This is a genomic window from Hahella sp. CCB-MM4 (genome assembly GCF_002260525.1).
GTDB lineage: Bacteria > Pseudomonadota > Gammaproteobacteria > Pseudomonadales > Oleiphilaceae > Hahella.
Map to the genome: position 1 here is coordinate 99,907 of NZ_MRYI01000008.1, position 14,374 is coordinate 114,280.

General features: G+C 49.9%; 12 protein-coding genes. 4 read left to right on the forward strand and 8 right to left on the reverse strand.

Annotated elements, in window-relative coordinates; genetic code table 11:
- Positions 1 to 46: 46 nt before the first annotated feature.
- The 5 genes from thpR to BTA51_RS15320 all read right to left on the reverse strand — a co-directional run bounded on the left by thpR (position 47) and on the right by BTA51_RS15320 (position 5,280).
- Positions 47 to 601: an RNA 2',3'-cyclic phosphodiesterase gene (gene thpR / locus BTA51_RS15300; protein WP_094708704.1), complete on the reverse strand. Its 555-nt coding sequence runs from the start codon at positions 599 to 601 to the stop codon at positions 47 to 49.
- A gap of 4 nt (positions 602 to 605) precedes the next feature.
- On the reverse strand, positions 606 to 800 hold the full coding sequence (locus tag BTA51_RS15305) for a DUF1289 domain-containing protein (RefSeq protein ID WP_094708706.1): 195 nt from the start codon (positions 798 to 800) through the stop codon (positions 606 to 608).
- Between the two features lie 3 nt (positions 801 to 803).
- Positions 804 to 3,614: a bifunctional diguanylate cyclase/phosphodiesterase gene (locus BTA51_RS15310; RefSeq protein WP_246841052.1), complete on the reverse strand. Its 2,811-nt coding sequence runs from the start codon at positions 3,612 to 3,614 to the stop codon at positions 804 to 806.
- Between the two features lie 130 nt (positions 3,615 to 3,744).
- Positions 3,745 to 4,590: a carboxylating nicotinate-nucleotide diphosphorylase gene (gene nadC, locus BTA51_RS15315; protein WP_094708710.1), complete on the reverse strand. Its 846-nt coding sequence runs from the start codon at positions 4,588 to 4,590 to the stop codon at positions 3,745 to 3,747.
- A 165-nt stretch (positions 4,591 to 4,755) separates the two neighbouring features.
- Positions 4,756 to 5,280, reverse strand: coding sequence for a TIGR02281 family clan AA aspartic protease (locus BTA51_RS15320; protein ID WP_168188188.1), 525 nt, complete (start codon positions 5,278 to 5,280; stop codon positions 4,756 to 4,758).
- A 308-nt stretch (positions 5,281 to 5,588) separates the two neighbouring features.
- On the opposite strand from BTA51_RS15320, the gene BTA51_RS15325 reads away from it, so the two are divergent.
- The 3 genes from BTA51_RS15325 to ampE all read left to right on the forward strand — a co-directional run bounded on the left by BTA51_RS15325 (position 5,589) and on the right by ampE (position 9,741).
- A complete protein-coding gene (locus BTA51_RS15325) occupies positions 5,589 to 8,069 on the forward strand; it encodes a DUF1631 domain-containing protein (protein WP_094708712.1) in 2,481 nt (826 codons plus the stop codon).
- Positions 8,070 to 8,276: 207 nt separating this feature from the next.
- A complete protein-coding gene (gene ampD / locus BTA51_RS15330) occupies positions 8,277 to 8,858 on the forward strand; it encodes a 1,6-anhydro-N-acetylmuramyl-L-alanine amidase AmpD (RefSeq protein ID WP_094708714.1) in 582 nt (193 codons plus the stop codon).
- Positions 8,859 to 8,865: 7 nt separating this feature from the next.
- Complete coding sequence (gene ampE, locus BTA51_RS15335; RefSeq protein WP_094708716.1) at positions 8,866 to 9,741, forward strand: regulatory signaling modulator protein AmpE; 876 nt, start codon at positions 8,866 to 8,868, stop codon at positions 9,739 to 9,741.
- A gap of 58 nt (positions 9,742 to 9,799) precedes the next feature.
- Here the strand turns inward: ampE and syd are convergent, their stop codons facing one another.
- The gene (syd, locus tag BTA51_RS15340; RefSeq protein WP_094708718.1) at positions 9,800 to 10,357 is read right to left on the reverse strand and encodes a SecY-interacting protein; all 558 of its coding nucleotides are present in this window, start codon (positions 10,355 to 10,357) and stop codon (positions 9,800 to 9,802) included.
- 394 nt (positions 10,358 to 10,751) lie between these two features.
- Here syd and BTA51_RS30195 point away from each other — a divergent pair, with 394 nt between their 5' ends.
- Complete coding sequence (locus BTA51_RS30195; protein WP_210404844.1) at positions 10,752 to 12,782, forward strand: methyl-accepting chemotaxis protein; 2,031 nt, start codon at positions 10,752 to 10,754, stop codon at positions 12,780 to 12,782.
- Between the two features lie 48 nt (positions 12,783 to 12,830).
- Here BTA51_RS30195 and BTA51_RS15355 read toward each other — a convergent pair whose 3' ends face one another.
- Together BTA51_RS15355 and BTA51_RS15360 are read right to left on the reverse strand one after the other, a co-directional pair.
- Complete coding sequence (locus BTA51_RS15355) at positions 12,831 to 13,382, reverse strand: cob(I)yrinic acid a,c-diamide adenosyltransferase (protein ID WP_094708722.1); 552 nt, start codon at positions 13,380 to 13,382, stop codon at positions 12,831 to 12,833.
- A 25-nt stretch (positions 13,383 to 13,407) separates the two neighbouring features.
- Positions 13,408 to 14,370, reverse strand: coding sequence for a 2-dehydropantoate 2-reductase (locus tag BTA51_RS15360; protein WP_094708724.1), 963 nt, complete (start codon positions 14,368 to 14,370; stop codon positions 13,408 to 13,410).
- Between the last annotated feature and the right edge of the window lie 4 nt (positions 14,371 to 14,374).

Genomic DNA, 14,374 nt, shown 5'->3' on the forward strand with positions numbered 1-14,374 from the left:
CTCAGGGTTAATTACAGAGGTGGAGGAGATTAAGGTTAAAGCCGTCTTATTCGATAGATAACGGGTATTCCCGAACCATATCATATCGCGAGCCTTGTTCCGTAGCTTGGCTGCTGAACAGTGTTACCTTGTCTATGTTGAACTGAATATTCAGTTCCTGTCGTTCAGCGAAGTCTATCCTACTGCCTTTATGAATTCTGGCCAGGGTCAGGTGAGGGTGGTAGTGCCGGCTTTCAACCTGAATGCCTGTCTCTCTCGCAACGGTTTTGATCTCTTGATGCAGTTTGGATAATTCTTCAGATTCGAGAATTTCCAGTACCAGACATCTGGGCTTTCTGGTCGTGGGGAAAAGTATCGTGGATCCAGTGGTCAGCATCATCTGTTGTGAATTCTTGCAGATGCCTTCAACGAGCGGATCCATGGCAGCGATATCTTCAGCAGTAATATTGCCCATGAACAGTAATGTGATGTGTAGCTGCATGGCGGATTGCCAGCGAAGTACGTGGGGAGGTATGCCGGCAATCTCCTGAAGGCGTCCTATGTGTTGGCAGATGTCATTGATGGATTCTGGATTGGGGGTAATGCCGAAGAAACACCGCATCAACTCAATTCCCGGACTCTTGGCGCTTTTTTAGCTCTTCCAGAAGTGCTTCTTTTTGTTCTTGGTTCATTGAGTGCCAGGCCAGAATTTCCTCCAGGGTGCGTTTGCAGCCACAGCATACATCATGTTGATCCAGGCAACAGTTTCGGATGCATGGATTGAGATCGCTGGTCGGTCGGGTCTTCAGGTGATCCTTCATATCTCAGTTTTCCAGCGGCAGGTGGATCTGGTTGCCTTCGGCTGAGATTTGACCGTGTTTTAGTCCATCGAAGAAGTCTGGCAGGGTGATGGAAGGCATCGGGTGAGCATAGAGGTGCCCCTGTACAAATCTGACACCGTTATTGCGGAAAAATGCTTCCTGATCGGGTCTCTCGACACCTTCGATCACGACCTTGATACTCATTTTATGGGCAATTGCCACCAGGGTTTCCGAAATGGCCATGTCTATGTCTTCACCGGGGACATTGCGAACCAGTGCCCGATCAATTTTGAGCGCATCTACGGGGAGGCGGGCGAGAGTTGAAACAGAAGACAAGCCGGAGCCGAAACTATCCACGGTGATCTGTAGTCCCAGGGCTTTCAGTTGTGTCAATCTTTCTTCGGCTTCCTGTTGATTGTGCAGGAGTACCGATTCGGCAATTTCCAGGCAGATATAGTTTGGATCCACACGGGTTTCACTCAGCGCTGTAGCCAATGTGCTGATCAACTCAGGATGGTAGAACTGGCGTGGCGAAATATTGACTGACACCTGGACGGGATGCTGGCTCATGGCCTGAATTGCACGGCACTGCAGGCAGGCATTGTATATGACCCACTGTCCAAGGGCTGGCAGCAGACCGCATTGTTCGGCAACATCGATAAATTCAATGGGGGCCAGAATGCCGCGCGATGGGTGCTTCCAACGCAACAGAGCCTCCAGGCCGATCACCCGTGCGCTTTCCAGGTCGATCTGGGGTTGGTAGTAAATATCAAACTGATGCTGTTCGATGGCTGCCCGCAGTTCCTGCTCGGTGTTCAACAGCAGTTCAAGCTCGTCATTCATTTCCTTGCGGTAGAGCTGGATGTTATTGCGGCCGGCACTCTTGGCCCGATACATAGCCATGTCCGCGTTTTTCAGTAGCACGGAATAATCCTTGCCATCTCTCGGCGCCAGAGTGATTCCGATGCTGGTGGTGATGACCAGTTGCTGGCTTGGCAGATTGATGGGCTGGGTGATGTTTTCCAGCAGGTTTTGGCCAACCCTCAGGCAGCCTTCTTCGCCATTGACCTTGTTAAGGAGGATGGCAAATTCATCGCCGCCCAGCCGTGCAATGGTATCCTCTTCCCGGATACACTTTTTCAATCGACGGCATATTTCTTTTAACAGCTCATCGCCAGCGTCATGGCCCAGGGTGTCATTAATTCGTTTGAAATGATCGATGTCCAGGCTGATCAGTCCCACCTCGTTTTGGTGGCGAACGGCTTGTTTCAATGCCTGGGTGCAGCGGTCTTCAAAAAGTCTGCGGTTGGCCGCACCGGTGAGAACGTCGTAATGGGCGAGAAAATGGAGTTGGTTCTGAGTCTGCCGGATAGGGGTGATATTCTGTCCGGCCAATACGACCTGTGGCTGCTCGTCTTCTTCATCCACCACTCGGTTTATGTTCCACAACATGACATGCTTGCTGCCGTCCGGGGCATTGGCTTCGGTCTCAAAGTTCTCGACCGGGATACCTGTCTCCAGGACTTTTTTAATTTTCCACTCAGTCTCGTCCCGGAATTCTAACGGAACAAAGCCTTCTATATAGTTGCGCCCGAAAATGTCCTCCCGGTTATATCCAAACAAACGGGCTGCGGCGTCATTCCATTGTAAAATCTTGAATTCACCGTCCATGACCACGATAGGGCTGCCTGCGGTTTCTATCAATGCTCTGTAGCGGCGTGAACTCTGGCGGAAGGATCTTTCGGCTTTTTGCCTGATGGCCACTTCACTCTGGAGTTCATGGTTGGTCATCTCCAGATCCCGAGTCCGTTGGATGACCATTTCCTCCAGGCGGTTCTCCAGTTGAATGCGGTCTTCTGTCAACGCTCCCAGGTAATAACTGGAAAACACAAATACGGCAATTTCCAGATGCAGCAGGTTGATGATGCTCAGTTCTGGCGTGGGGCTGTAAATGCACAAGGATACAATAACAGTCGCACCTGCAAGTGAGGCTGCGAGGTTGCTGTGGTACTGGGGGAATCTCAGATTGGACCAGATGAGCAGTGGCAGCAGTGCAAAAATCAGGAAGCCGCCCATATTGGTGATCAATTCGCCGACAAGCAGCAGCAGGCCGAGCCAAGCCACAACCTCTACAAAGCGTTCCTGTAGGAACTGTGACAGATTGAGGGGCTTCTTGTTGGGCAGATAAGCTGGAAATCCGATCAGGGTGGGAAGCGCTACCGCCAGAAACAGTAAGGCAAACAGAGAAAATAATTCATATTCGCGTGTGGACAGCAGGGTGAAACATAGCGCTGTCAGGCATGCGCAGGCCGCAGTACTGACCAGGAGGCTGATCAGAAGCCGCAGGACGGTGGTCTCGGCCCGATTGTCAGGTTCGTCAGGGGTTAGCCAGCGGTACGTCTGATAGAACAGGTAAGATTGTCCGAGGACATAAGACGTACAGAGTGCTGCAATATATGCCGACTCTGAAATAGAAGGACCTGGAATAGCGTAGCTGGCGGATATACCCGTGACGAGGGCTAATGGCCCTGCCAGCCATGCGGCAGAAACGCCCCGACGGAAAAATAGCATTGAAATGAAGGCTGTGGCCGGCAATAAGAGCGGTGGGTAGCCGTTTTTGAACAAAAACAGACCCGTCGAGCAGGCCAGAGCAATCCCTGCAAGCAGTAGTAGGATACCGCTGATTTTAAAAGGTCCCTTTTTGGGGTTATCTTCCTGATCATAATGAGACTTCGTGGGCATAGATTCCTTGCGATAAAAGGGATCACCTTTCACCACTCCTGGCAAAACCCGCTGATAAGCGGGTTCAGTCAATCCATTGTCTTCTTAGCGCTGTCTTTTCTTATTTGGGGCATGGGCCCCGGCTAATTAATTCTAGCAGATGTCTTTGGGCAAGGATCACATATCCTGAAAGAAAATTCAGGTGCTTTATTGTTGCTGTCGATCAGTTCGCAATTCGCATGGATAAGTCTATTGCCTGGCAGTGTTTGGTCAGGGCTCCAATGGAGATGAAATCAACCCCTGTCTCCGCAATGGCAACCAGTGTCTCATCACTTATGCCGCCCGAAGCTTCAAGCTTCACTTTCTTATCTGCCAGATCCACCGCTCTGGCCATCGTTTTCAGGTCAAAGTTGTCCAGCATGATGATATCTGCACCGGCGGAGATGGCTTCTTCCAGCTGCTGAATGGTCTCGACTTCCACTTCAACAGGTTTGCCGGGAGCGATCTGTTTCGCTGTCGCCACTGCCTGGCTGATGCTGCCGCAGGCCATAATGTGATTTTCTTTTATCAGGAATGCGTCCCACAATCCGATACGGTGGTTATGACAGCCGCCACAGCGGATCGCATATTTTTGAGCCACTCTCAGCCCGGGCAGGGTTTTTCTCGTGTCCAGTATGCGGGTATGGGTATGGGCGACTTTGTCGGCGTAATACCGGGCGATGGTGGCGGTGCCGGACAGAGTCTGTAGAAAATTCAATGCGGGTCTTTCCGCCGTAAGTAAAGAGCGGGCATTACCGGTGACGGTGAAAAGCCTGCTGTCTGCTTCCACTCTGTCACCGTCATTCACCTGCCATTCAATGGTGATATCGCTGTCCACTTGATGGAAAACTTCATTGACCCAGGCCTGGCCGCAGATAACTGCTGGCTCCCTGGTGATGACATGGGCTGTTGCCCGGGCATCGGGAGAAATCAGCCGGGCGGTGATATCGCCATCGCCAACATCTTCTTTCAATGCCTTGGCTGCGTCTTCTTTTATAGCTGTAGGAATCAATTCGTCTAGCAGATTCATAATGGCAGGTTTCTCAATTAACAGGTTTCTTAATTAAATAGGGTGATTGCTTTTATATAGGGCAATGGCATTTATATAGAATAATGGCATTGGCGGTTGTCATATCGGGCGATTGTCATTTTGGGCAATGATCAGGTCCGGCAATAGCTTAAAAACGATTCGGGACTACTCTGCTCTGAGTATCAACTGGTCGCCTTGCTGGGAAAACGATAAATGGCGTAATGCGCTCATTCCCAGCAGGACTTCCTGGTCACCGTTCATTCTGGGAAGGATTGTGGCGTTGACATCACGTAGAGTGAATGGTCCCAACTGCAGCTGATCGATGACGGTCCGGGTTGCTCTGGTTGTGCCATTGGCTGTTTGCATGCTGGTTTGTCCGAGTTCGGGAAGACCAAGTGATCTGGCCATGGATTCCGGGACAGCAACTACCGTTGCACCGGTATCTACCAGGAACTCAACATCGCGGTTGTTAATTTTTCCTGTAAATAAATAGTGGCCAAACCGGTTTCTTTGTAATACCAACTCTTCATTGCCGTCCGCCCCGCTCACAATTCTCAGGGTTTGGTTGGGATTCCGTTGCTGGTCTTCCCAGAATCCGAACAGTTGAGTTAGTAGTAACATACCAATGATCCATGCTGCCGCCATCATCCATTTACCGGTTTGACGGGGGCTCGGACTATCCTGGCTCATAGCAGGCTCCAAAAATACAACGGCAGCTATTGTACCTGATTGTGCCTGGGGCAGAAATGCTTCCAATAAGTGGTGATGTATCAGGTTTAATGCGCCGAAATGCCTTGAAACCCCTAACTCCTAGTCCAAAAGGTAGAGGCGTAAAAAAAAGAATGTGAATTGGATCGCTAAGCTACATTTTGCAACAAACGTCGGTATTATGACGTTATATACTTCATCATAAGTCGAAATTTTGTCGCAACCTGACAATTTTTGTCAGCTAAACTTATCTACATAAGGATGCTAGATCGGGCATATTGGAGTCTAAAATGTCGCAGGGTTCAAAAGTTGTACAGCTTGATAGCCATCGCGCTGACCAGAGTGCCGCGAAGGGAGTGAAATTGCCTGCACCTCTGGTAAAACTGCGTGATCGCTGTGGCGAGCACCTGCGTAAATTGATGGTTCGTCTGTTTGATCAGATGGACGATACCTACTTTGATCTGGCCGATCAGGCGACCAGTAACGCCCAACAATCCAGCTATTTTGATGCGATGCGGGAGCTCCGGCTCAAGAAAAACCGTGTCACCGCACTATTTATCCAGGGGTTCACCCGTGATTTTCAGTTCCGGGATAGTGGCAATGGTAAACCAGCAGCCAAAAAACCGCTGGATCTGGAAAACCTGTCACTTGTAAAAGATGATGCCCTTGAGGAGCAGGTGGCGGTTGACAATATGGTTAACCGTTTCCAGTCTGAGGCCGGGAGGGAGTTGGAGCACCTCACATTGCGCATGGATGCATTGATGCTCAATGTCGACGTCGAGGACCAGAGCAATCCGCTGGGACCTGCCCGTATTACCAAAAACTTTGCTGCTGCCTGCCAAGACCTGGAAATGGATATCAAGGCCAAGCTGGTCTTTTTCAAATTATTTGAAAAGCATGTTCTGGGGCACGTCAAGTCGATGCTGGAGGCTTCCAATAAGTATCTGATCGAGCAGGGTGTCATTCCGGATATGTCCGTGGTGCGTCCGGTTCCGGTTCCCCGGTATCAGGGGCCTGCCAGACAGACCTTGGATCGTAGGGGCAGCGCGCGGGACACGTACATGCCTGCAGACGCTTCCGATGGTTACCTGTCTGATGCCTATGAAGAAGTAGGCTTAAGTGACGGGGTGACGGTTGATCCTCTACAGTTGATGAGCCAGAGTGCACGCAGACCTGCCGGCAACGCCAGTGTTCAATTGCCGCTGTTGCAGCAAAATACGCTGGTCAGCCTGCTGTCTACTGCTCAGCACAACAACAGCAATCTCCCTGTCATTTCCAACGGGTTGGTAGACTACGCCAGATTGCTTGAGCATATGGTGAGAAACGATCAGGGACAGGCCAGAGCCAGAGTGGGGGATACCCACCAGGATGTTATGAATCTGGTCAATATGCTGTTTGAGTATATCTTGAGCGATCAGCAACTCCAGTCCTCAGTTAAGGCGCTGATTGCCAGGTTGCAGATTCCTATCGTCAAAGTGGCTCTGTTGGATAAAACTTTCTTTAATCGTGGTGGTCACCCTGCCAGACGTTTGTTGAACGAGCTTGCGACCGCTGCGATTGGCTGGACAGAAAAAGCCGATGGCGGGAATGATCCGTTCCTGAACAAGCTGGAAGAAGTCGTACTGAGACTGTTGAACGAGTTCGAAAGTGATTTGTCGATTTTTGACGATATCATGCAGGATTTTCAGTCTTTCCAGGAAGGCGAGAAGAAGCGCCGTCAGTTGGTGGAGCAAAGAACCCGGGATTCTGAAGTTGGTAAGGCCAAGTCCGAAGCTGCCAAGAAAGAAGTTCAAGCGGTTCTGAATCAGCATCTTGAAGGTGCTGCGATTTCTGAACTGGCGCTGGAGATCCTGAAAGAAGGTTGGAGCAGCTATATGGTGCTGTTACACCTGAAATATGGTATCACCCATGATGATTGGAATGATGCCCTGGCAACGGTTGATAATCTGATCAATGCCACCAACCTGAATGGCGAAGCTGAGCCATTGGATATGGATGCGGTTGAAGGGTTGCTGGGTAAACTGAAAGAAGGCCTGGCTCAAACAGCCTTTAAACCTTTCGATTTGGATAAGTGTCTGCAGAAACTGGAAGCGGATATTGTCGACACTGCCCAGAAGCGCCTGGCGGCAGAAGTGGAGTTTGAAGAGGAGTATAGCTTCGATTCAGAACAGGAAGACTTCGAGTCTGCAGTGCTTGGGGGATTGGATGTTGTTGATCTGGATGAGGTCGCCGAGAATCTGGACACGCTCGAAGAAGAGCAGGAAGTCGAGACGGTTGCCCAGGCCATTCCAGAGTCTACAGTAGAGCAATCAGAACCAGTTGCAGCGCAAGACCTTGCTTCCCAGGCTCTTCAGCAACAAAAAGCTCCTCAGCAGCAGGAACCGACTGCTGCCAATGTTGATGAGCCGGTAGCCAAAGCTGGTAAGATTGTTCTGGTTGAAGAGGTTGCTGAAGCGGAAGTCGAAGATACTCCCGATGAGAAATCCCTCCAAATGGTCGACCGGATCAAGATCGGATCATGGGTTGAAGTTAACGAAGGTGAAGACAAGAAATACCGTTGCAAGCTGGCGGCGATTATCCCGACGACCGGTAAATACATTTTCGTTAACCGCATGGGGGTTAAGGTCATGGAAAAAAGTCGTCTGGGCTTGGCCATGGCGCTTAAGACTCACACCATGTCGATGCTTGATGACGGTTTGCTCTTCGACCGCGCATTAGAGTCTGTTATCGGGAACCTTCGCTCAAACAAGTCGCAGAAGCAGGAAGCATAGCCAGAGGTTAGCCTGCATCATTTGCTATCTGAATAAACGGGAACCTGGTTCCCGTTTTTTGTATCTTTTACCTGTCAATCTTTAATCTACACTCAAATTCACCTATCTTTCTTTACCTGTTCCTTAATTGTCTGTGGAAAATTTGTCCAGCGTGTCAAATTAACCGCCCCAGCTTCCTAAAATGATAGAAGACCGGATTGCTGCCAGATGAAGTATGTTGCGCCGAAAATACTGACCGTTATGCAGGATGGTTGGCTTGAAGGGGCCAGGAAAGTTCCCTCACCGAACTATAATCAACGCCCTGTCGGCAGGAATATCGATATGGTAGTTGTGCATAATATCAGCCTTCCCCCAGGCGAGTTTGGCGGTCCCTACATAGAAGACTTTTTCCAGAATCAGTTGGATGCATCGCAGCATTCGTATTTCCGGGGAATCTCTTCAATGGAGGTGTCGGCTCATCTGCTGATTCGTCGTGATGGTGAGATTGTGCAGTTTGTTTCATTCTTTGATCGCGCATGGCATGCCGGAAAGTCCAGCTGGGAAGGGAGTGATAATTGTAACGATTTTTCGATCGGTATTGAGTTGGAAGGAGCTGACGATATTCCTTACGAGCAAGTTCAGTATCAACAACTGGCCTGTGTCATTCGTTCACTGGAACATCATTTTCCGTCAATCACAGACTCACGCATTGTTGGTCATTGCGATATCGCGCCGGACAGAAAAACTGATCCCGGCAACGCCTTCGAATGGCCTACACTTAGATCTATGTTAGAAAACGATAAGAGCTGAACCGCCGATGAAGTTTCTTGTTCTACTGCTGACTTTTGTGCTGCAACGTAAACTTAACCTGACTCTCAGCCGACAGCATGATCAGTGGGCCCGACAGTTTTTGGAATTTTTTGAAGCAAAATTTCCGGTGATCAGGCATAACGCGACCCTTTATGTTGTCATCGCAATACTGTTGCCGGCGGTGGTATTGACTCTGGTTCTAACGCTTGTTGATGACGTGCTGTTTGGTGTCGCCACTTTATTTGTTCATATCGTGATGCTCTTTTTGTGTCTCGGCTGTGGCTACCTCAAGCAGGCAGTGGAGCTATATCGTACCCAATGGGAGGCGGAGCATTACCAGTCGGCGTTCAGGACTTTGGAGAGTGCTGACATCTTTATTAAGGATGCAGACAAGCTGACGCCTGCTGAAGTCCACTATCAGGCGACCTCTCAGTATATGTATATGACTTTCCAGAGATATTTTATGGTGATTTTCTGGTATATGGTGGCCGGACCTGTTGGCGCTCTGGTAGCGAGACTGGCCCATGTGGCTGGATGCGAGTCCACCACTTATGTGCCCAGACAGGTCGGCATTGTTTACAAAGTATTGGAGTGGTTGCCTGCGAGGTTGCTGGCACTGAGTTTTGCTCTGGTGGGAAATTTTGGGGAAACGATCAAGAGCAGTTTGAACTATATGATCGATCCCGCTGTGGGTGCGCTCAAGGTTCTGCAGCAGGCAGCAGCTGGAGCTATTGAGAGCATGCCTGCCGTCCCTGCTGCCGGTGAGGCTAATGCCCTGCGCGACAGCCGGCAGCTGGTAGCATTACGTGATTTGCTGAACCGCTCAGTGATGGTGTGGTTTTCCGTGATTGCGATTCTGACGATCGTAGGCTGGATGTCCTGAAGTTGTTTCGGGTTGTTCTGACGCTGTCGGCAGCATTTGGGATGCTTTCCAGAAAACTCTAGGCGATATCGCAGGCATTGATAAATTGTGCAAGGTTATCCGCCAGTTTTCGGTGTGGGCGACGTCCGGGAATCTCCAGGTAGACTTCACCGGTGGAGTTATCGATGACGAGTATCTCGTCTCCCTGTCCGACGCCAAAAAACAGCGTGAGGGGCTGCTTCTTTTTGAGTTTCATAAAGGCGTGCCCCAACAGGTTCTGTTTCAGAATCTCCATATCGGCATCATTCCAGACTTGGAGCAGGTGAATCTCACCGGCGGGGCTTGTGCAGTCAATGCCGTCGCTCCAAAAACTTCCATAGTAGTCTTTTATATCCTGGTGAAGTCTGGTTTCCAGTCCGTTTTCCAAACCTTCCAGACCGCTCGTATCCCCATGGGAAACGGGTTGCCAGTAAAGTTTTGATTCCTCGCCGCTAAGGGATGTCACGGCAGGGCCGGTAGTCCAACCTTCCAGGTCATTATCCATGCTGGCGCAAGGGAGCTGGCCGGTTAGGCTGTGAGTGTGGTGGATAAATTTCTGGAACAGTGATTCCAGGGCCTGGGTTATTTCTGATGTCATGGGAATTCTGCAGTCTGAGTGTTCTTCGGTTGGAATTGAGGCCGGTCAGTGGCGGACTCATCCGAATGATATATATACATTAGCTTACAAAAATCAGCGGAAAACTAACTTTAAATTGACTTATGCTGTCAAGCTGTGCCTGCCCCATAGTCTACACTTGCATGTGAAGTCGCTCAAAGCCAAAGGTTGTAAAGAGCGATATTTATTTGGGTAAAAAATGAAGTTGGATTCGTTTTTTCAGGAGGGTCAGGGAGTACATGGTGCCAAGGCCAGTGAGTGGTCAGGCTATGCTACATTTATTTGTAAGGCAGTCGATTTATTAAGCAGAGCCAGGAGAGTGTGAAGGAAAATAAAAATAGCAGCGGACGCTCAACGCAGATGTCGAGGTAATATCGTGAAGCAGATTTTGTGGCCTGCTATCCAATTAATGAACCAGTTGAAACTGGTCTATAAGTTCCTGTTAATCAGTGTTTTATTTCTTCTCCCCATTGCCTTCATGGGGTATATGCTGGTCAGCCAGCTCTATTCAGATATTCAGCGTATTGAAAACGAAGTGTACGGTATCCAGGTGAGCCGGGACGCTGCTCAGCTCTTGGATCTTGCTCAGCAATACCGGGACTACCGGGCGACTGCCAAGCTACGCCAGAATCCAGGTTTGGAAGAGAGATCCATGGATCTGAGGAAGCGTATCAATGCACAGCTTGAGACTTTAAAAGGGGCCGGTTTCAAGTTTGATAGGAAAGGTGATGTTGTCGGGCAGTTAGAGGATTTGCAGCGTTCCTGGCGCAAGTTGGTATCCGATGACAATAATGAGCTTTCCATGGCTCCCCAGATCGCTTACTACGGCAGTTTTGTCTCCAAGGCAAAGAATTTCCTGGATAGTGTCCAGCAGGTATCAGGTGTTGCTCAGGATCCATCCCGGGATATTCAATTCCTGATGGAGTTATCCAATGAATACATTGTCAACGCAACCGACAAGATCGGGGAAGCCAGGGCAAGTGGCGTTTTTTCTCTGGTGGAAGGGCGTGTCGGCTTTGATGTCAGCGACTATCTGAACAAGGTTTTCGACGAACTGACCGCGGTTAATGTCGGTTTTACCAATCAATTGGAAGTCACTTTAAGCTCGAGTCCGGAAGTACGTAGGGGGTTGGCTGCCCCTGCTGAGAACGCCAAGGGCTTGATTATGGCGGCCCGGGATCAACTGGATACAGAAATTATCACGCCCATGGTGCTGGAGCAGCAGTGGTCTGACTACGATAAGTCCATTTCCGGAAAGATCGAGGGACTGTACGCCCTTAATAACGGTATCTATGACCTGGCCAAGAATTTTCTCGATGTCCGCTTGGATGAGCGCCAGACAACCCTGTTTGGTATTTTCGCCGTGCAGGGCGTGCTTCTATTGATCATTGTCTATATTTTTATGGGCTTTTTTGTCTCGGTTAAGTCCACGATTGAGCGCTTTGCAACTGGTGCCCGCCAGGTTTCCGGTGGCGACCTGACCGTGACCCTGGATTCTTCCAATCAGGATGAAATGGGTGAACTGACCCGTGAGTTCAACCAGATGACGCAAAAGGTTCATCAGTTGATGACCCAGTTGGTGGATACCGCCAGTGAGGTGGATAACCAGGCTAAGCGGGTTAACAATGTGGCCGTGGCCAATAGTGATGCATCCAATCGCCAGATGTCAGAAACCACACAGATATCTGAAGCGATGCACCAGATGGTGGATACGGTTGCGGAAGTAGCTTCCAGCTCCCAGGCAGCTGCCAATTCCGCACATCAGGCTGATCAGGAAGCGCAGAAAGGTAAGCAGGTAGTCGACGATACCATGCACACCATTAACCGGCTGTCTGACGAAATATCCTCTTCCGTGGAATCGATTAATCGGGTCTCTCAGGATTCGCAGAATATTTCCCAGGTGTTGGTGGAGATTCGGGCGATTGCCGAACAGACCAACCTGTTGGCTCTTAATGCGGCCATTGAGGCTGCCCGTGCCGGTGAGCAGGGGCGTGGATTTGCGGTGGTAGCTGATGAAGTTCGCACGTTATCCCAGCGTACCCAGAAATCCACAGAAGAAATTGAGGCGATGATTTCTCAGTTGCAGGCCGGTGTGAAAGAAGCGGTCGGCTCAATGCAAAGCAGCCAGGAAGTGACGCAGTCCACTGTGGCACAATCCCAGAACGTGGCTGAGGCGCTGGACCATATTGTGGCTTCTATTGCGACGATCGTGGATATGAGTCACCAGATTGCTCAAGCAGCCGAAGAGCAGACAGCAGTGGCCAAGAACATTGATGAGAATGTCAGCCACATTTCCAACCTCGGCCAGGAAAGTATGGATAATGCCAACGAAACCCTGGAGAGCAGTCGCTCATTGTCTAAGCTGACTGATACGCTCCATGAACTGCTGGCATCATTCAAGATATAGGAAACAATAGGGTTGTTATAAGAAAGCCACCAAACGGTGGCTTTTTTTTTAGAATTCGGTTTTGGTCCAGAGAATTTCTTCATCCCCGTTACGTCGGGCCAGGGTGCGTGCTGCGACAAACAGGAAGTCCGACAGTCTGTTGAGATACTTTTGTAACTCCGGATTGATGGCTTCACTGCTGCTCAGCGTAACAACCACTCGTTCGGCTCGTCTGCTCAAACTGCGGGACATATGACACAGTGCCGCAGGACGGTTACCGCCAGGCAGAATAAAGTTTTTCAGTGGGGGAAGGGGAGCGTTAATATCCCCGATCCAGTTCTCCAGTCGATTGATATGGTTTTCGGTAATCAGCTGATAGCCGGGCATCGCGATTTCACCGCCCACATCAAACAGATCATTTTGAATTGTCTGGAATATGGGCTTGAGAACATCGGAGGAATCCAGCTCAGCAATGAGGATTCCCACACTGCTGTTGGTTTCGTCTACTGCACCAATGGCTTCTATCCTGATTGAGTCTTTGGGGACTCTCTGGCCGTCGCCCAGTCCGGTAGTGCCGCCGTCTCCAGTGCGAGTAACAATTTTTGATAGTCTGTTGCCCATTTCATTAACCTGTTGCTTGATGGGGTTAAGTATTCTTCTGCCCAGACAATGTTAAAACCTGCTGCGTCAGATATTCATTGGTATCTGCCTTTATCCCGTGACGGTGGGCGTAGTCGGTCGCAAATCCATTTATGGCAGAAATTTCAGTCGGTTTGCTGTTACGTATGTCCTGTAACATCGAAGAGATGTTGGATTTAGTGGCTTCAGCCACTGACAGTATTCTGGCTTTTATCGCCTCGCGATCCTCGGGATAGCCTGCGACACGCAAGATGCTTTCAAGTTCGTGACACAAGGAATCAATCGTATTCTGAAACAGGGGTTGTTGGAGAATGTCTCCGTTTGGGCACTGGCAGATGGCCGTATAAGGATTGATGCCGCAATTAACGGTTAGTTTTCTCCAGAGAATCTCCCAGATATCAGGGCTGGCTTCAGTGTGAAAACCTGCCTGTCTGAACATAGTAATAATACTTTCACAGCCTGCGGATTTGGCCGCTTCATTCAGAGAACCAATCCAGGTTTGACCGTCACCGGCATGTATAACCTGTCCGGGGGATGGCCGGTTAGCCCCTTCCGTTGTTGAGGCAGCATAGAGAGATGGTGTCGCTCCATTCAATTTTTGAAAATGCTCCAGATTTTGAAAGTGCTCTAGATTTTGAAAGTACTCGAGGATCTGGAAATAGCTGCCCAGGCCGTTCTGGAATAAATAAATGTGTGTCTTGGGGGTAAGTCTATGTACGAGACTCTGAAGTGCATTCAGGGTGTCGTAACTCTTGGTTGTGACCAGCAAATGTTCCAGTGGGGTGTTGGAGTGATGAGGTTCACAGGAAATGGTAATCGGTGTGTTCTGACCTGAGCTGTCGGTAAACCGAAACTTCCGGTGTTCTTCCTGCTGACGAGTAACAAATGTCACCGGGAAGTGATGACAAAGGCGGGCTGCGAACAGCCCGCCGATGGATCCGGCGCCCAGAATATGGATCGTCGGTGTCATGAAG

Bases quoted from the DNA above. Each gene is read 5' to 3' on its own strand.
- BTA51_RS15325 (WP_094708712.1), top strand. From the start codon at position 5,589: ATGTCGCAGGGTTCAAAAGTTGTACAGCTTGATAGCCATCGCGCTGAC.
- BTA51_RS15355 (WP_094708722.1), bottom strand. From the start codon at position 13,382: ATGGGCAACAGACTATCAAAAATTGTTACTCGCACTGGAGACGGCGGC.
- nadC (WP_094708710.1), bottom strand. From the start codon at position 4,590: ATGAATCTGCTAGACGAATTGATTCCTACAGCTATAAAAGAAGACGCA.
- syd (WP_094708718.1), bottom strand. From the start codon at position 10,357: ATGACATCAGAAATAACCCAGGCCCTGGAATCACTGTTCCAGAAATTT.
- ampD (WP_094708714.1), top strand. From the start codon at position 8,277: ATGAAGTATGTTGCGCCGAAAATACTGACCGTTATGCAGGATGGTTGG.
- BTA51_RS15305 (WP_094708706.1), bottom strand. From the start codon at position 800: ATGAAGGATCACCTGAAGACCCGACCGACCAGCGATCTCAATCCATGC.
- BTA51_RS15320 (WP_168188188.1), bottom strand. From the start codon at position 5,280: ATGAGCCAGGATAGTCCGAGCCCCCGTCAAACCGGTAAATGGATGATG.
- ampE (WP_094708716.1), top strand. From the start codon at position 8,866: ATGAAGTTTCTTGTTCTACTGCTGACTTTTGTGCTGCAACGTAAACTT.
- BTA51_RS15360 (WP_094708724.1), bottom strand. From the start codon at position 14,370: ATGACACCGACGATCCATATTCTGGGCGCCGGATCCATCGGCGGGCTG.
- thpR (WP_094708704.1), bottom strand. From the start codon at position 601: ATGCGGTGTTTCTTCGGCATTACCCCCAATCCAGAATCCATCAATGAC.